The 17,154-nt window shown below is 67.2% G+C and carries 15 protein-coding genes; 5 read left to right on the top strand and 10 right to left on the bottom strand.

Annotated elements, in window-relative coordinates:
- Positions 1-89: 89 nt before the first annotated feature.
- Together CFB41_RS18570 and CFB41_RS18565 are read right to left on the bottom strand one after the other, a co-directional pair.
- On the bottom strand, positions 90-659 hold the full coding sequence (locus tag CFB41_RS18570) for a hypothetical protein (RefSeq protein WP_069252831.1): 570 nt from the start codon (positions 657-659) through the stop codon (positions 90-92).
- A gap of 231 nt (positions 660-890) precedes the next feature.
- Positions 891-1,349 (bottom strand): Lrp/AsnC family transcriptional regulator, encoded by a 459-nt coding sequence (locus CFB41_RS18565; RefSeq protein ID WP_012365188.1) that lies wholly within the window; start codon positions 1,347-1,349, stop codon positions 891-893.
- 124 nt (positions 1,350-1,473) lie between these two features.
- On the opposite strand from CFB41_RS18565, the gene CFB41_RS18560 reads away from it, so the two are divergent.
- The 3 genes from CFB41_RS18560 to surE all read left to right on the top strand — a co-directional run bounded on the left by CFB41_RS18560 (position 1,474) and on the right by surE (position 3,468).
- Positions 1,474-2,208 carry an AzlC family ABC transporter permease gene (locus tag CFB41_RS18560; protein ID WP_043178862.1) on the top strand — a complete coding sequence of 245 codons (735 nt, stop codon included), beginning with the start codon at positions 1,474-1,476 and terminating at the stop codon, positions 2,206-2,208.
- Positions 2,201-2,509 carry an AzlD family protein gene (locus tag CFB41_RS18555; RefSeq protein WP_089457432.1) on the top strand — a complete coding sequence of 103 codons (309 nt, stop codon included), beginning with the start codon at positions 2,201-2,203 and terminating at the stop codon, positions 2,507-2,509. Before CFB41_RS18560 ends, CFB41_RS18555 begins: the two co-directional genes overlap by 8 nt.
- Positions 2,510-2,688: 179 nt before the next feature.
- A complete protein-coding gene (gene surE / locus CFB41_RS18550; protein ID WP_089457431.1) occupies positions 2,689-3,468 on the top strand; it encodes a 5'/3'-nucleotidase SurE in 780 nt (259 codons plus the stop codon).
- Positions 3,469-3,673: 205 nt separating this feature from the next.
- On the opposite strand, the gene CFB41_RS18540 is transcribed toward surE, so the two are convergent.
- The 5 genes from CFB41_RS18540 to CFB41_RS18515 all read right to left on the bottom strand — a co-directional run bounded on the left by CFB41_RS18540 (position 3,674) and on the right by CFB41_RS18515 (position 12,213).
- A complete protein-coding gene (locus CFB41_RS18540; protein WP_089457430.1) occupies positions 3,674-4,495 on the bottom strand; it encodes an SDR family NAD(P)-dependent oxidoreductase in 822 nt (273 codons plus the stop codon).
- A gap of 374 nt (positions 4,496-4,869) precedes the next feature.
- Positions 4,870-7,536 (bottom strand): GH92 family glycosyl hydrolase, encoded by a 2,667-nt coding sequence (locus tag CFB41_RS18530; protein WP_089457428.1) that lies wholly within the window; start codon positions 7,534-7,536, stop codon positions 4,870-4,872.
- A gap of 67 nt (positions 7,537-7,603) precedes the next feature.
- Complete coding sequence (locus CFB41_RS18525; RefSeq protein WP_089457427.1) at positions 7,604-10,075, bottom strand: GH92 family glycosyl hydrolase; 2,472 nt, start codon at positions 10,073-10,075, stop codon at positions 7,604-7,606.
- Positions 10,076-10,402: 327 nt separating this feature from the next.
- Positions 10,403-10,870 (bottom strand): cupin domain-containing protein, encoded by a 468-nt coding sequence (locus CFB41_RS18520; RefSeq protein ID WP_089457426.1) that lies wholly within the window; start codon positions 10,868-10,870, stop codon positions 10,403-10,405.
- 119 nt (positions 10,871-10,989) lie between these two features.
- Positions 10,990-12,213: a Zn-dependent hydrolase gene (locus CFB41_RS18515; protein ID WP_089457425.1), complete on the bottom strand. Its 1,224-nt coding sequence runs from the start codon at positions 12,211-12,213 to the stop codon at positions 10,990-10,992.
- 141 nt (positions 12,214-12,354) lie between these two features.
- Here CFB41_RS18515 and CFB41_RS18510 point away from each other — a divergent pair, with 141 nt between their 5' ends.
- Positions 12,355-13,272 (top strand): LysR family transcriptional regulator, encoded by a 918-nt coding sequence (locus CFB41_RS18510; protein ID WP_089457424.1) that lies wholly within the window; start codon positions 12,355-12,357, stop codon positions 13,270-13,272.
- Positions 13,273-13,275: 3 nt separating this feature from the next.
- On the opposite strand, the gene CFB41_RS18505 is transcribed toward CFB41_RS18510, so the two are convergent.
- On the bottom strand, positions 13,276-14,628 hold the full coding sequence (locus tag CFB41_RS18505) for a pyridoxal-dependent decarboxylase (RefSeq protein ID WP_089457423.1): 1,353 nt from the start codon (positions 14,626-14,628) through the stop codon (positions 13,276-13,278).
- 20 nt (positions 14,629-14,648) lie between these two features.
- Positions 14,649-14,948: a helix-turn-helix transcriptional regulator gene (locus tag CFB41_RS18500; RefSeq protein ID WP_085038359.1), complete on the bottom strand. Its 300-nt coding sequence runs from the start codon at positions 14,946-14,948 to the stop codon at positions 14,649-14,651.
- Positions 14,949-15,079: 131 nt separating this feature from the next.
- On the opposite strand from CFB41_RS18500, the gene CFB41_RS18495 reads away from it, so the two are divergent.
- Positions 15,080-16,198 carry a hypothetical protein gene (locus CFB41_RS18495; protein ID WP_089457422.1) on the top strand — a complete coding sequence of 373 codons (1,119 nt, stop codon included), beginning with the start codon at positions 15,080-15,082 and terminating at the stop codon, positions 16,196-16,198.
- A 13-nt stretch (positions 16,199-16,211) separates the two neighbouring features.
- Here CFB41_RS18495 and CFB41_RS18490 read toward each other — a convergent pair whose 3' ends face one another.
- Positions 16,212-17,096 carry a LysR family transcriptional regulator gene (locus tag CFB41_RS18490; RefSeq protein WP_089457421.1) on the bottom strand — a complete coding sequence of 295 codons (885 nt, stop codon included), beginning with the start codon at positions 17,094-17,096 and terminating at the stop codon, positions 16,212-16,214.
- Positions 17,097-17,154 lie beyond the last annotated feature (58 nt).

The raw sequence follows: 17,154 nt of genomic DNA, 5'->3' as shown, positions 1-17,154 counted from the left end.
GCCGCGCGCCGCATCCGCTTCGTGCGCAAAGGCGGGTATCCGCGCCGCCGGGTGGCGAATTTCGATACCGGGCGGACGCCGCGCGGCCTTCAGCGTGTCGCGCCCAGCGCCACGCGCAGCCGCTCCATCAACTGCGTGTAGTACCGCAGCACGTCGTCCTTCGGCACGACATTCGCGGTCGCGAAACGGTCCGACCACGCCGGTTTCCATTCATACGAGCCGTGCACGCTGCGATCGCCGTCGGGCGCCTGGACCAGCGAACGGATCCGCGCATCGCGGCCCGGGCCCGTATGCACGTCGAACAGCGCATGGATGTACGTGTGATACGCGTCGTACACGTCGTCGTCGAACAGGTAGCGGTAGATGTGGAACGTGCGGTCGAGGTCGCGCTTCGCGCGGATCACGTCGTCCGGGGAGATGTCCTTCCAGTAGCCGATCCACGTGTAGAAGCACAGCAGCGCATTGAGCTGCGGCGCGACCGCGTCGTACAGCGCGAGCCGCTTCTCGATCAATCGCTGGTTGGTCCACTGCACGAGTTCGAGCCGCTTCAGCCGGCGCGCGACGAGCCAGCCGAGACACGCGACCGACAACGGCGTCAGCACGCCCAGCACGAGCTTGACGATTTCCAGCGAATTCCACGGTGTGTTGATTGGCTGCATGAATGGCCCGACAAGAAGAAACGCATTCGCATCCGCGCACGACCCGGCGCGCAGCGCCGCCTGCCCGCTCACGCCGACATTGACCGTTAGTTGCTTGCGCATCGAACGTCGCGCAATCGCTCGGGCAACCGGTTCGGAGCGGCGTGATTCGTCAGTCTATCGGACGATTGTCACCGAGCCGTGACCGTTCGTCGACCCGTCGTCGTCGCATGGCCGAGCACGTGCGTCACGCTAGGTCGGGAGCGCCGACGTGAGCTTGACCTTCTGCATCGGGATGTCGGTCTTCACGCTCAGCACGCCCGGAATGCGCGTGAGGGTTTCCATCTGGAAGCGCCGGTAATCGTCGATGTCGGCCGCGACGACGCGCAGCAGGAAATCGCAGTCGCCCGCCATCAGGTGGCATTCGACGACTTCCGGCATCTGCTGGACGGCCTCGGCGAAGCGGTTCACCGATTCCGCGTCCTGCCCCTTCAGCCATACGCGCGTGAAGATCGTCAGCCCCTTGCCGACTTTCGCGGGATTCAGCACGGCCACGTATTTCTCGATCACGCCGGCTTCCTCGAGGAGGCGCACGCGCCGCAGGCACGGCGACGGCGACAGCCCGACCTCGTGCGCGAGTTCCACGTTCTGCATGCGGCCGTCGCGCTGGAGCGCGCTCAGGATCCGGCGGTCGATGGCGTCAAGTTTCATTGGCATCCGATTCCAAAAAATTTTCAAATCGCGTGTTCAATGCCAAATTATGAGAAAAATCTGGCCACAACGCAACCCGATTCGAGTCAAAAAAGCAGACAATTCCTCCCCCGAAGGAGGAGTAATGAGCAGTAGCGTTTCAACGTCGTCCGGGCTTCGCGACAAGCCCGCCTATGTCGCCGAGATGGGCCGCGGTTTGCGCGCGGCGCTGCCCGTCATGCTGGGTTTCGTGCCGTTCGCGCTCGTGCTGGGCGCACAGGCCGCGCAAAAAGGGCTGAGCCTGTTCGAAGTACCGATGATGACCGGCATGAACTTCGGCGGCGGCTCCGAATTCGCGGCGATCCATCTGTGGTCATCGCCGCCGCACATCGCGCTGATCGTCGCGATGTCGTTCCTCGTGAATTCGCGCCACATCCTGATGGGCGCCGCATTCGAGCCGTATATCCGCCGCCTGCCGCGCCGCCGCGCGTTCTTCGCGCTGTTCTTCATGTGCGACGAAAGCTGGGCGATGTCGCTCGCCGACGCCCGGGCCCGCTCGGCCACGCACATCAGCGTGCCCTATTACGCGGGCATCTGCATGGGGCTCTACCTGACGTGGATCTCGATGACCACGCTCGGCGCGGCGGTCGGCCCGACGATCGGCAACGTTGAGCAGTACGGCTTCGACATGGCGTTCACGGCCGTGTTTCTGGTGCTGCTGCGCGGGATGTGGAAAGGGATGCGTGCGAGCCGCCCGTGGTTCGTGAGCCTCGTGGTCGCAGCGGCCACGCACCTGGCCGTGCCCGGCGCATGGTACGTCGCGGCCGGTGCCTGCGCGGGGCTGATCGCCGCGCTGCTGTGGGAGCCGCGCGATGCCTGAGCTTCCGGATTTCAGTACGGTCGCGACGATCGTGCTGATGGCGTCGACCACCTATCTGTCGCGCATCCTCGGCTACGTGCTGCTGCGCAACCGCACGCTGAGCCCGCGGATGGCGTCGGTGATGGAGAACGTGCCCGGCTGCGTGCTGATCTCGGTGATCGCGCCGGCCTTCGTGTCGACGCGCCCGGCCGACCTGCTGGCGCTGGCCGTGACGCTGATCGCGGCGACGCGCCTGTCGATCCTGCCGACCGTCATCGTCGGCGTCGTGTCGGCCGGCCTGCTGCGGCACCTGCTCGGCTGAACGGTTCCGACCCGCCGCGCGCGCTGCGGCACGGCCACCACGAACGGGCGCGCAGTGCGCCCGTTTTCACGTCCGCGCCCATCGCGCGACACGACGATCCTCACGCGGGAATGCTAGCCTTGTGGCTTGCGCCACGCTGCATTCCCCTCTCATTGCCCAACTCCGCGAGGATCGTCCCGATGCAAGAAACCCGCCCGCTGTTCGACCGCGTCCTGCTCACCAACGACGACGGAATCGACGCCCCCGGCCTTAACGTGCTCGAACAGGTCGCCACGCAACTGGCGCGCGAAGTGTGGATCGTCGCACCGGCGGAAGACCAGAGCGGCACGTCGCACTCGCTGAGCCTGCACGAACCGCTGCGCGTGCATCGCAAGGGCGAACGCCGCTTCGCGGTGCGCGGCACGCCCGGCGATTGCGTCGCCATCGCGACCAGCCACCTGATGAAGGACGCACGGCCCGACATCGTGCTGTCCGGCGTGAATCGCGGCGGGAACCTCGGCACCGAAACGGTGTTTTCCGGCACGGTGGGCGCCGCGATGACGAGCATGCTGGTCGGCGTGCCGGCCATCGCACTGAGCCAGGCCTTCACCGATCGCAACGCCGTGCCGTGGGACACGGCACGCGCGCTTGCGCCGGACGTCATTCGCCGGCTCGTGGCCGCGGGCTGGGACAGCGACGCCTGCCTGAACGTGAATTTCCCGCCGCGGCCCGCCGACGAGGTGCGAGGGCTGAAGGTGACGAACCAGGGCGCCGGCACGCTGCAGGGCGTCGAGATCGTGTCGGGGCGCGACCCGCGCGACATCGAGTATCACTGGCTGAAGCTCGCCCGCGCGCCGCGCGACGACGATGCGGATTCGGAAACGGTCGCGCTGGGTGACGGGTATGTCGCCGTCACGCCGCTGAAATTCGAGCGCACGCACGATCAGGCACTCGCGCAACTGCGGTCGCGCCTCGGCTGATCGCGTCGTTCGGCAAGTTGGCGGTCGCGGAAATCACGCGTGTGACGCCTGTGCGCGGGTGCGCAGCCGCATCCGCCTTCGGTGCTTCGGTGCTTCGGTGCTTCGGTGCTTCGGTGCTTCGGTGCTTCGGTGCTTCGGTGCTTCGGTGCTTCGGTGCTTCGGTGCTTCGGTGCTTCGGTGCTTCGGTGCGTCCCCGACGCTCGCCTCACGTCAGGTTCATTCCCCCGTCCAGCATCACGATCTCGCCCGTCACATAGTCGGACGCGACGAGCATCGCGACCGTCTGCGCGATGTCGTCCGGCGTCGCCGCACGGCGCATCGGCGCGCGCTCGCGCCAGAGCTGCTGCGCGTCCGTCCAGTCGGCCGTGAGCGGCGTATCGACGAGCCCCGGCGCAACCGCATTGACGCGAATCGCCGGCGCGAGCGTTTTCGCGAGCAGCCGCGTCGTGTGATTGAGCGCGGCCTTCGCCGCCGCATACGGAATCGACGCGCCCTTCGGCCGCACGCCCGCATGCGAGCTGACATTCACCACGCACCCGGCCCGCCCGTGCGACGCCGCCTCGCGCAACGCAGCTTCCGCCTCGGCAACGAGCCGGAACGGTGCGATCACGTTGATCTCGTGCATCTCGCGCCATACGTCGGGCGTCGCCGCAGCGAGATCGTCGTGCGGAATCACGCGGCTGACGCCCGCATTGTTGACGAGCACGTCGAGCCGCCCGTGCACGGCAACGGCTTCGCGGATCAGCCGCATACGCTCGGTATCGTCGGCGAGATCGGCCTGCACATAAGCTCCGCCGAGTTCGCGCGCCATCGCGCGTCCCACGTCGGCCGAGCGGCGCGAATGCAGGATCACCGCGTAGCCGTCCGCCGCCAGGCGGCGCGCGATCGCCGCACCGATCCCCGACGTCGATCCGGTGACGAGCGCGACCGGCCGATGCACGCGCGACGCACGCGGCTCGGCGACGGTTTCGGTTTCAGGTTCCGCTTCGGAAATCGGGGCAGACATCGGCGGGAGCGGCGCGTCCATATCGGGGAACCCTGTCAGTGGTGTTCCCGCATCATAAGCGCGACGACGCTCCGTGACACGAACGTGACGGCGCCCCCCATCGGGATTGAACCGGTCAAGCCGAAGCGGTCAGCCGCCAGGCGCCGGATCCGTTCGACGCCGAGCCGGAGCAGCATGAGCATGTGGCCGGCCGGGACGGAGACCGTCGCCTGCTGTCGCGCCCCATATCGCGTGTTGGTCACCGAAGCAGTCACCGCGTTGGCGCATGGCATCCCCGCCGCGCGCCCCGAAGCCATATCCCCGGAGCAGGCCGCTGCCTGCCTCGCGGCCGCGACCCGCACCGTCACGTGGAGGGAAGGAGAAGCGGCCCGCGTCACACGGGCCGCTTGCGGCCGCTACTTGCCGGCCAGCGCCAGCGACGGCGCGAGCGCGCTGTTCGGATCCTGCCCGTTCCAGGTGCTGACCCATGCGTCGTTCGGCGTCGCGCCCATCACGAAGTCGAGCGTGCCGCCGGCCTTCATCTCGTCGTACGTGATGTACGGCCGATGCAGCGGCGTGCCGTTCAGGCTGACCGACTGGACGTAACGATTCACCGATGACGGCGCGCCGCCGCCGGCCGTATGCGCGGTCACCCTGAAGCGCCGCGTCGCGCCGAACTTCAGGCCCTTTCCGTCCCCGCCTGCCAACGCAACCGGAATGTCGATCGTCGCTTCCTCGAACAGCGGCGTGCCGAGGTAGAACACGCCGCCCACCGGGTTCAGCGAATAGATGCCGAGCGCGGACAGCACGTACCACGCGGACAACTGCCCGCAATCGTCGTTGCCGGGAATCGCCGAATCGCGCACGCGGCGCGGGTCCGCCAGCGCGGCCTTCAGGCTGTCGCCGCTCAACAGCGCGCGATCGCCGGCCGTCAGCGTCAACGAGTACATGTCGTCCATCACCGTGCGCACGCGATCCTGCGTCTTCGACGGCATGCCCGCGACGTCGTACAGGTACAGCAGGTGGTTCGCCGGCTCGTTGCCGGCGAAGAACTGGCCGCTGCGGCCGGTCAGGTCCGGAAAGCCCTGGTTGTAGAGGAAGGTCAGCGGGTTCGCCGGATCGAACGTGCGATCGAGCTGCGCGATGAACTGGCTCTTGCCGCCGAGCAACGCGACGAGGCCCGGGAAGTCGTGGAAGATGTTCCACGTATCGACCCACGAATTCGATTCGGAGAAGTCCGTCTTCTCCGCCGCCGTCGGGTCGAAGCCCGCCACCCAGTTGCCCTGCGAATCCTTCGGCTGTGCAAACTTCCAGCCGTTGTTCGGCACCGGGTTGAATACGTTGCGGTAGTTCTGGCTGCGTTGCAGGTAGGGCCGGTAGTCGGCCGTGCTCTTGCCCGCCGCCTTGCCGACTGCCGCCGTCGCCCAGTCGTCGAACGCGTAATCCTGCGTCGTCGACACCGACGCGTTGTCGCCGGCGTACACGTAGCCGCTCTGACGATACTGGTCGAAGCCGTGCGCGCTCGCGCTCTGCGTGGTCGTCAGCGCGGTCCAGATGTCGTCGATGCCCGCGCTCGTCAGGTGTTTCAGGTACGCATCGGCGATCAGCGGGATCGACGGGTGGCCGGCCATCGTGAAGGTTTCCGTCTGCGCGAGCGGCCACACCGGCAGCTCCCCCTTGCCGTTCTGCCTGAACTGCGTGAGCAGCGACTTCACCCAGCCGTCGACGCGCTCGGGCTGAACCAGCGTCATCAACGGCGACTCGGCGCGGAAGGTGTCCCACAGCGAGAACGTCGACGAATAGTCGAAGCCGGGATCCGCATGCTTGCTCGTGGTCGGCGGCGACGTCGTGCCGTCGTTGGTCGAATCGGTACCGACGTAGCTGCCGTCCGCATTGTTGTAGACGGTCGGCGCGAGCATCGTGCGGTACAGCGACGTGTAGAACATCGTCCGCTGGTCGGCGCTGCCGCCCTTGATCCGGATCCGGTCGAGCGCGGCACTCCACACGCGCTCGGCCGCACCGCGCACCTGGTCGAACGACTTCGCGCCGACTTCCGAGGCGAGATTGGCCTGCGCATCCGCGATGCTCGACGGCGAGATGCCGACCTTCAGGGTAACCGCGCCACCGCCGTCGTTGCCGTCGGCGAACGTCAGGTAGGCCTTGAAGCCGTCCGCGCTGAACGCGACGTGCTTCGTATCGAACGGCTTCGAGAAACGCGCGACGAAATACGTCGGCTTGTTGTTCGCCCAGTTGTTCGTGATCTCCCAGCCGGCGATCGTCTGCGCGTCGATGACCTGGATCTTGCCGCTCGCGGTCGAGCCGCCGATCGGGTTGTCGATGCTGACGATCATGCTGCGCTTCTGCGCGGCCGCGCTCGGGAAATACGAGTAGCGATGCACGCCCGCGTGCGTGGTGGCCGTCATCTCCGCGAGGATCTTCGCGCCCTGCACGTTCCACGGCGTGTTGCCGCTGCCGACCGGCGCCATCTTCACGCGGTAGTAGCCGGGGCTCGCGGTTTCGTCGTCGTGGCTGAACGACGCGTTGTAGGTGATCGACGAATCGGCGGCGACCTTCGCCAGCGTCGCGGTATCGACCGGCGCCAGCGTCGGCAGGAACCGCACTTCGCCGCCCGAGCCGATGCCGGTGCCCGACAGGTGCGTATGCGTAAAGCCGGTGATGAGCGGATCGTCGTACTGGTAGCCCGACGTGCGATCCCAGTTCCACGGCAGCGTGTGCGCGCCGCCGGTCGTGTCCGGCCCGAGCTGCACCATCCCGAACGGCACGGTCGCGCCCGGGTACACGTGGCCGTGGCCGCGCACGCCGCTGCTCCAGTCCGCGTTGATGTCGAGATTCGCGGTGCCGATCATCGGGTCGACGCTGTGCAGCACCGACCGTTGGGGCGCGCCGCCGTTTTCGCCTTGATCGTTCTGATCGCCCTGGTCGTTCTGGTTGCCTTGATCGTTCTGGTTGCCCTGCACGTTCGACCGCTGCGCGAGCACGCTCGCATCCGTCGAACCCCGATCGCCCCCGCACCCCGACAACACGGCAAGGCACCCGATCCCCACCACATGACGTAGCTTCATCCGTTCGTCCCTCCCTCTCTCTGCGTCGATCCTGTCGGCAAGAACCGCTCGTTGATCTCCCTGGCTGTTACGGCGCGCTGGCCGCCTGCGGGAACGACGGCATCGCGGATGCGTCGGTGCCCCAGGTCGTGGCGCTCGCGTCGGCCGTCATCGCGTACGCCAGCTTTCCGCCCTTCGCGATCTGCTCGAACGGCAGCCACGCGGTGGCGTAAGGTGCGCCGTTCAGCTTCAACGATTTCACATAGAACGACGCGTTGTCGCCCGAGCCTGCCCCCGGCGCGACGATGTGCAGCAGACGGTAGCTGCCGTCCTTCTGCCCGACCCGCACCGTGATCTTCTCGAACTGCGGGCTCGACAGCGCGACGCCGCTCACGCCCGGCACGACCGGATAAAGACCGAGCGCGGCCCACACGTACCAGCCGGAGATCGCGCCGAGATCGTCGTTACCCGGCAGTCCGGCCGCGCCGGTGCCGAACTCGTTCGCGAGCGACGCATGCAGCACGCGCTGCGTATGCGACGGCGCACCGGCCCACGCATAGACCCACGGCACGGCCATCGTCGCTTCGTTGCCGACGTAGAAATACGGCTGCACGGTGCCGATGTTCAGGTGCGTGAAGAACGTGTCGAGCCGCTTGACGACCGGTGCGGCGCCGCCCGCCTGCGCGACCACGCCGGCGAGATCGTGCGGCACGTACCACGTGTACTGCTCGGCATTTCCTTCCATGAAGCCGGTGCCGTCGGTGACCCATGCGCCGGCCGACGTCTTCGGCTGGATCACGCCCCGGTCGAACAGGTTGTGCCAGTTGCCGCTCGACTTCAGCAGCGTGCCGGCCGTCGCGGTATCGCCGAGCGCCGTCGCGAAGCGCGACACCGCGAAATCGCGCACCGCGTATTCGAGCGTGTTCGAAGCGGTCTGGTTGTCGCCCGAGCCCGACGACGGCACGTAGCCGAGCCGGTCGTAGTCCGCGCGGCTGCCCATCACCGGCGTGCCGGCGCACGCGGCGCCCGGCGCCGTGCTGTTCTTCATGATCGACAGCGCGGCCTGCGTGTCGAAGTTCGTCGCGCCGAACGCATGCGCGTTCGCGACGATGATCGAGCCCGCGTCGCCCGGCATCACGGCCGTCTCGGTATTGAAGTACGCCCAGCGCGGGAACGCGCCGCACGCCTTCGCATCGAGCACGAGCGATTGCACGATGTCGCTGGTCCGCACCGGGTCGAGCATCGCCTGCAGCTGGATGAACGTGCGGTCGATGTCCCAGCCGGAGAAGTTCGCGTACATCGTGCGGCCTTTCTCGACCTGACGCGTCGGCGCGGCCGCTGCGCCGTTCGACGCGTAGAAATCCGGGTACTGGCCGTTCACGTCGTTGAACACATTCGGGTGCAGCGACGCGTGATACAGCGCGGTGTAGAACTTCGTCTTGTCCGCATCGCTGCCGCCGGTGACCTGGATCGCATTCAGGCGCGCGTTCCACGCGGTGCTCGCCGCGCGGCGCACGGTGTCGAAACGCCAGTTCCGGTTGCCTTGCGCGTCCGTCTCCGGATTTTCCGCGCGCAGGTTCGCCTTCGCATTCGCTTCGCTGACGAACGAAATGCCGAGCTTCATCATCACGTCGGGATGCTTGCGATCGACATTGAACGTCACCGTCACCGGGCTGTTGTTCGACAGCACCGGCTTCGACGCGAACGGCTGGCTGAATTCCGCGTAGTAGTAGACGGGCACCGCGTGCCCGGCCCAGCAGAACCCGCCGCCCGCGATCGTGCCCGACAACGCGCGGTCGCCAACCTGGCTGATCGTGTCGCTCGTCGTGCCCTGCGCGCGGTTGTTCAGCACGGTCGGATCGATCGCGATCGTCGCCTGCTGGCCCTGCGCGAGCGCCGGATACGTGAAGCGTGCGAAGCCGGTGCGCACCGTCGTCGTCAGCTCGGCCTTGATGCCGTTGCCGAGCGTGACGCCGTAATAGCCGGCCTGCGCGGTTTCGCTCGCATGACTGAAGCTGGCCGGCGTGCCGGCGTCGGCCGGTGCGAGCTGCGGCATCACGTTCAGGTAGCCGCCGTTCGCCCAGCAGCCGGTGCCGCTCAGGTGCAGGATGCTGAATGCGTTGATCGACGTGTCGCCGTACCAGTAGCCGCCGGAGAAACCGGAGCCGTCGCCCTTGCTGCTGTCGTATTGGGCGGTCGGTGTCATCGGGCTCCATTGCATCATCCCGAACGGCACCGTCGGCCCCGGGAACGTGCCGCCGCCGAGGCCCGAGCCGACCGGGTCGGCCGGCTGGTCGGTCGCGTAGTCGGTGCCGATCAGCGGATTGACGTACTGCGCGACGTGGATGTCGACGTTTTTCTTCAGCGACTCGTTGCCGTTGCTGTTGTCGTTCTCGTTACCGTTGTCGTTGCCGCCGGTGCCGTCTTGATTGCCCTGCGACTGCGCGGCAGCCGACAGGTTCGCCGCGGCCGCCGACGGTGAATCGCCATCACCGCCGCAGGCAGACAAGACCACGCACAGCGCCAGCAGCGCCGTTCCCAACCCCCAGTTCCTGGACATCGTCCGTCTCCGTATCGTTCTTGAATCTGGATATTGATTCGAGCTACTGAACTTTCAATCAGGATGCTATTGATGAATTCCGCTTGCCCGGCCAATCGGTCGAAAGTCCCGGCTGCTTGTCGTTATTTCCGAATGCGCGCACCTGGAAACAGACGCGCCGGCATGTCGAAATACCGGCGCCCCGCAACGAACAATGCGCACAAGCGTGCCCAAATAAACGCGTTTTCTCTACCCCGTGTTTTTACGAATTTTTATTTCGTTTATCTAAACACGCCGTTATTGATTCGGTTTTTATGTGGAATGGGGCGGTGAATGCGTGATTGGTGATCAAGGCTGCTTCGGCAGATCCACATAGTCTTCGAGCTCGCCGGCGATATACAGCCGCTTGCCGAGTCGCGGGTATTCGCAGACGTCGTGTTCGAGCCGCTGCCCGCCGACGAGCAACTCCAGCGGCGTATCGCCGGTGTTCTGCACCGTATGCGCTTCTCCGCCGCGTGGAAAGCCCAGAAAATCGCCCGGCCCGATTTCACTGGTGCGTTCACCGATCGTGACCGCGCCCGTCCCGGACAGCACGTACACGAACTCTTCTTCGTACAGGTGACGGTGATACTCGGCCGATTCGTGACCGGGCATCAGCGTGAGCAGGTGAACACCGAATTGCGTCAGGCCGGTCAGGTCGCTCAGTGTTCGCTTGAGACGAACGGCATTGGGATTCAGCGAATGCACCGCGCGCGTCGGTTCCATGTTCGCAATATCGGCGGCCTTCAGCAGTTCTCGGGGAAAGGGAGTCGACATGGGGATCTCGCAAGCGTGAATGCTTCGGTTGAACGCGGCGCCGGCGTGGCGCGCGCAGCGGCCATTGTCCGACATTTTCACGCTTGCGGAGGGGTTGCGAGCCCCGCCCTCGCACGCGGCTAACGCGCGCAATCGGCCAGCAGGTTCGCCAGCACCGATGCGCCTTGCGCGAGGTGCACCGGATCGGCCTCTTCCGCTTCGTTGTGGCTCAAGCCGGCCTTGCACGGCACGAACACCATCGCGGAAGGCGCGACGTACGACAGGTTCACCGCGTCGTGCCCCGCGCCGCTGCACATCTCCATGAACGGATAGCCGGCGGCCGCCGTTGCCTGCCGCACACGCTCGACGCATTCCGCATCGAACACCACCGGCTCGTATTCGGCGATCGTCTGCACCTGCACGCTCGTGCCGCGCAGCGCGGTGCGCTGTGTGCAGATCGCTTCGATGTCGGCGACCAGTTGCTGCAACGCCGGCCGCGACGGGTGGCGCACGTCGACGCTGAACCGGACCTTGCCCGGAATCGTGCTCGGCGAATTCGGCTGGCACGCGACATGGCCGACCGTCACGCGCGCATCGTCGTCGAAGGTGTGACCGTGCTCGACGATCGCCGCGATCATCGCGGCCGCCGCGCCCATCGCGTCGCGACGCACGCTCATCGGTGTCGTGCCCGCATGCGACTCGAAGCCGGTCACCGTGACGTCGAGTTCGTAGATGCCCTGCACGCCCGTCACGACGCCGATCGGCACGCCGGCCTGCTCCAGCACCGGCCCTTGCTCGATATGCGCTTCGAAATACGCCTTCGGCATCTGCCGCTCGCGCGCAGGGCCAGCGAAGCCCGTGCGTTCGAGTTCGTCGCGCAGCAGCGCGCCCGTCTGCATGCACGGGCGATCCAGTGCGTAGTCGAGATCCAGCGCGCCGGCGTAGACGGCCGAGCCCATCATGCCCGGCGTGAAGCGCGAACCCTCTTCGTTGGTCCACGCAACGACGTCGATCGGATGCCGCGTTTCAATGCCGCGCTCGTTCAGCGTACGAATCGCTTCGAGGCCCGCGAGCACGCCATAGACGCCGTCGAAGCGGCCGCCGAGCGGCTGCGTGTCGAGATGGCTGCCGCACGTCACGGGCGGCAAACCCGGTTCCGTGCCCGGCCGGCGCGCGAACACGTTGCCGATCGGATCGATGCGGATCTCGCAACCGGCTGCTTCGCACCACGCGATGAAGCGGCGCCGGCCGCGCGCGTCGTCGTCGCTGAGCGCGAGCCGGCAGCTGCCGCCGTGCGCGGTCGCGCCGATCGTCGCCATCTCCATCAGCGAATCCCACAGCCGTTGCTGGTTAACGAGAATCATCGTGACCGCTCCTGAAAAGCACCGAGCATATACACTCGACCCAATAAGAAAAATCCAAGATTTCGTTGTGGACGATAACTTTCTCTTGTCACCCGGCGTTCGGCCCGGCCTGCGCTTCCTTCGTATTCGGATCGGTCATTCATGAAGCTCAAGCAGCTCGATGCGTTTCTCACGGTCGCCGAGCATCGCACCATTCGCGGCGCGGCGCGCGCGCTCGGCGTCACGCAACCGGCGATCAGCAGCATCGTGCGCGAGCTCGAACAGGAGCTCGGCGTACCGCTCGTCGTGCGCAGCGTGAAGGGAATCGAGCTGACCGATTACGGCAGCGCGTTTGCGATTCGCGCGCGGCTGATCGTCGAGGAGATCCAGCGCACGCGCGACGAAATCGAGCAGTTGCGGCTCGGCACGACCGGCTCGGTGTCGATCGCGGTCAGCCCGACCGTCGCGCTGACGCTCCTGCCGCGCGCGTTCGCCGCGTTCTCGCGCGACCTGCCCGGCGCCACGCTGAACGTCGACGATGCGCTGACCGCCACGGATCTCGCGCGACTGCGCGACGGCTCGCTCGACTTCATCGTAACGCATCAGTTGTCGAACGCAATACCGGACCCCGACGAATTCGCGAGCATTCCGTTGTTCCGGACGGCGTTCGCGGTCGTCGCGAGAAGCCGGCATCGGCTCGCACGCGCCCGCTCGCTGCGCGAGCTCGTCGATGCTCAATGGTGCGTGCCGCGCTACGGCGACGGAGGCGACGATCTGGTGCGCTCGATCTTCAAGCCGTTCGGCATCGACGTACCGAAGCGGGTGGTCCACTGCCCGTCGTTTGCCGCGACACTCGGGCTCGTGTCGCAAACGGATGCGCTCGGCGTGTTCGCGCGGCCGCTCGCCGACGTCGAACGCAAGTCACGCTGCATCGTCGCGCTGGATCTCACCGAGCCGATGCCCGCGTTGACGGTCGCGATCGTGATGCGGCGGCATGCGTTGCTGACGCCGGCCGCGCTGCATTTCATCGAGTGCCTGAAGGGGGCGGCTGCAACCGTTCAGGGCACGGACGGCGCATGATGCTCAGCGCACGTGCACGCCGCACAGCTCCGTCAGCAAGGCCACGAGACGATCGATGTGCGCGTCGTCGGTGCGCCACGACGACACGCTGATCCGGAACGCCGGCCGCCCCTGCCACACCGTCGTGCCGAACCACACGTCACCCGACGCCTGCGCGGCCGCGAGGATCGCCGCCGTTTCATCGTCGGTGCCGGCGCGCACGAGCACCTGGTTCAGCACGACGCGGTTAAGCACGTCGTAGCCGGCAGCCCGCAGGCCGTCCGCGACCCGCGCCGCCTGCGCGCAATGCTGCTCGACCATCGTGGCCACGCCGGCGCGGCCGAGCGAACGCAGCGCGGCCCACACGGGGATGCCACGCGCGCGCCGCGAGAACTCGAGGTTCAGGTTCTTCTGCGCGTCCTGCGCGCCGCTCAGGTACACGGCGTCGCTGTTCATCGCGGTCGCGAGCGCGGCCGCGTCGCGGCAGATCACCATCGCGCCGTCGTACGGCGTGTTGAGCCACTTGTGGCCGTCGGTCGTCCAGCTGTCCGCGCCGTCGATGCCGTCCGTCAGCGCGCGCTTCGACGAGGCACGGGCCCACAGGCCGAACGCGCCGTCGACGTGCACCCACGCGCCGGCCGCCTTCGCGGGCGGAATCAGCGCCGCGAACGGATCGAATTCTCCCGTGTTCACTTCGCCGGCCTGCACGCAGAGGATCGTCATGTCGTCGAGCGCCGGCAGCTGTGCCGGATCGATCCGGCCATGCGCGTCGACCGGCGCGACGATGAGGCGCTTCATCCCGAAACCGAGCACGCGCAGCGCCTTCTTCACCGTGATGTGCGCCAGCTCGGAGATCACGACCTTCACTTCGGGCGCGCCGATCAGGCCATCCGCATCGACGTCCCAGCCCTTGCGCGCGAGCAGCGCGCGCCGCGCGGCCACCAGCGCGACGAGCGTGCAGGCCGTCGCGCTCGTGCCGAACCCGACCGCGCTGCCTTCGGGCAATCCGAGCACGTCGACGACCCAGCGCGCGGCCTGGCGCTCGATCGTCGCGGCGACCGGTGAATTCGCATAGGACGACGCGCACTGGTCCCACGCGAGCATCAACCGCTCGGCCGCCGCCGCGGCCGGCAGCGTGGCACCGATCACGAAGCCGAAGTAGTTCGGGCCGTTCGACGCGACGGTCGCGGGCGTGCCGCGCTCGTCGAGCAGGCGCAGCACGTCGTCCGCGGGGCGGCCCGTATCGGGCAGCGGCTCGTCGAACGCCGTCAGGCCGGCCAAGGCGGCCGCGTCGGGAAACGCGCGCCGCTCGTTCGTCGCGGCCAGATACGCGTGTGCGCGCCGGTCGGCGTCGGCCAGCAATGCAAGTTCGTCCATGTCGGTTGCCTCGTGGGGAATCAGAGTTGCAAAAGATCGCGGCCGAGCTGCTGCAGCGCGCCGTCGATCCGCTTGTAGTACGTGAACTTGCCGACGCGGGTCGCCTGCACGAGCCCCGCATCCGCGAGGATGCGCATGTGGCGCGTGGTCGTGGCCGGCGCGATGCCGAGCTTCTCGGTGATGTACGTGCAGCACACGCCGAGTTCGTCGACATCGCCGTGCGGCTGCGGCGGGAAATGCTTGCGCGGCTGCTTGAGCCAGCGCATTACGGCCAGGCGGCTTTCGTTGGCCAGTGCGCTGATACGGGTGACGTCGTCCATGAGAGTGCGGAGCGCGATTAACGTTTCGAATATTAGCTAAATGACGAAAAGTGATCAACCGGGTCGGACGATGCGCTAAAGTGCCCCCTCTTCGTCGAACAACAAGATCATCCATTCCACCGGGGCCATTCATGATCGATCGAAAGCCGCAGCCTGCGCGCGTCTTCGCCGCGCTGACCGTCTCCCTGTTGCTGGGCGCATGCGCGACTACTTCCGTCACCAAGCCGCGCCTCGTCGTCGGCCCGGCCTACCCGTTCATGCAGTTCGACGCACAACGCACGTTGCTGGCCGAAGCCGTTGCGTACACGGGCCCGGCGACCCGCTGGCGCTTCGTCGACAGCGCACGGCATATGTCGACCGCCTTCCCGTCCGGCGCGGGGATCCAATACATGACGTTCCGCAGCGACAATCCCGACACGATCGTCATTTATGCGGGACAGAATGCAGTCGCACGCTGCACCTCCGGCGTCGCCAAGGGCCAGGCGTGCCCGCGCCTCTACATCTTGCTCTCGACCGACGGCGGGCAGCACTTCCTGCACCGCGAAATCGACTTGCCCGCGCTCGCTCACGCCATCTCCAGCAACTCCGGCAGGCACGGTGGCACGCCGCCGTTTCCGGTACCGGCGATGGTCGTCGAGCGCGGCATCCTGTATGTCGCGGCGGGCGGGGATGCAAAGCCGCTCGTGCGCGTCAACAGGTGGCCCGAAGGGATGACCGTCCTGTCGACGGGCGAAGCCGTCGAGCACACGACACCGCTCGGGCGCGCCTACACGTGGCCCGAAGGGATCGAGGTGCGGCGGCCCATCGACAAGATCGGCCCGCTGAAGCGCGGGCCCGTCTATCTGTTCGCGGTCGCGCTGCCGGCCGCGACGCAAGCGCCGCCCGACGAACCGGCAACGGCCGATGCATCAGTCGCCGATGCACCCGTCTGCGCCTATCGCCGGATGCGCAAGGCGTCGAGCACGCTGCCGAACCTGACGGCCGTTCCGCTCGTCGGCAGCCGGCTCGAACAGGCGCCCGCGCTTCCCGACTTCGCGATGCCGGCCCCGATGCCATACAGCCAAAGCGACCTGTACCAGGCGAGCATCAGCGAAACCCGCCGCGGCGAGTTGCTCGACAAGTGGCGCAATGTCTATCCCGAGTGGGTCGCTGCCCAGCCGCCGGTCAGGAAGTTCACCCCTCGCGCGATGCTGGAGCTGAGCGCGGCCAAGATCGACTGCGGTCCCGACTACCCGTCGAAGTGGGACTGACGCCGATCCGCGTTCACGCCGCGAGCGCCTCCGCCAGCCTGTCGATCAGCGCGCGCACGCGCCGTGGCTGCACGGCGTTGCCCGGATAGACGATCTGCAAATCGACATCGCCCGGCGAGAACGCGCGCAGGACTTCGACGAGCGCGCCGGACGCCAGATCCTGCTCGACGTCGACCAGCGACTTCAATGCAACGCCGTGCCCCGCGACGCACCACGCGCGCACAAGCGCACCGTCGTTGGCCACCCGCCGGCCACGCACCGTCACGCGCCGCGGTTCGCCATCGATGCGGAATGGCCATTCGGCATACAGGTCCGGCCCGAAGCGCATCACGATGCAGTCGTGCGCGGCGAGATCGTCCGGATGTTGCGGCGTGCCGTGCGCCGCGAGATACGCGGGCGACGCGCACACCACGCGCCGCGCACGGCCGAGCGACCGGCTGCGCAGCGAGCTGTCGGCGAGCACCCCGCGACGGATCGCGAAATCGAGCCCCTGCCCGACGACATCCACGTAGCCGTCACCGAGATGCAGATCGATCGTGACGCCCGGATGCTCGGCCAGAAACGCGTCGACGACGGGCACCACGCGCTCGCGCCCGAGATCGGCCGGCGCACTCAGGCGCACGGGGCCCGACAAGGTCTGCACGCCGAGCCGCACGCGGCTTTCGAGTTCGTCGGCTTCGGCCAGCAGGCGCCGCGCGCCGTCGACGAGCGTGCGGCCTTCGTCGGTCAGGCTGATCGCGCGCGTCGTGCGCGTGAGCAGCGCCGCGCCGTAGTGGCGCTCGAGCGCGGTCAGCCGCTCGGACACGGTGGCCGGCGACAGCCCGAACTCGCGGCCCGCCGCGGCCAGTCCGCCCTTCTCCACGATGCGCAGGAACAGTGCGAGATTGTCGAGCAGCATTATTCGCTCCTTCCGAACGATATTTTCGAAGTCAGCCCAATTATCCGAAATATCCGCA

Origin of the sequence: Burkholderia sp. AU33803 (genome assembly GCF_002223095.1) — a bacterium.
In the GTDB taxonomy this organism is placed as follows: Bacteria; Pseudomonadota; Gammaproteobacteria; order Burkholderiales; family Burkholderiaceae; genus Burkholderia.
The sequence above is the reverse complement of the archived record's forward strand: the minus strand, read 5'-3'. Positions and strand labels throughout refer to the sequence as shown.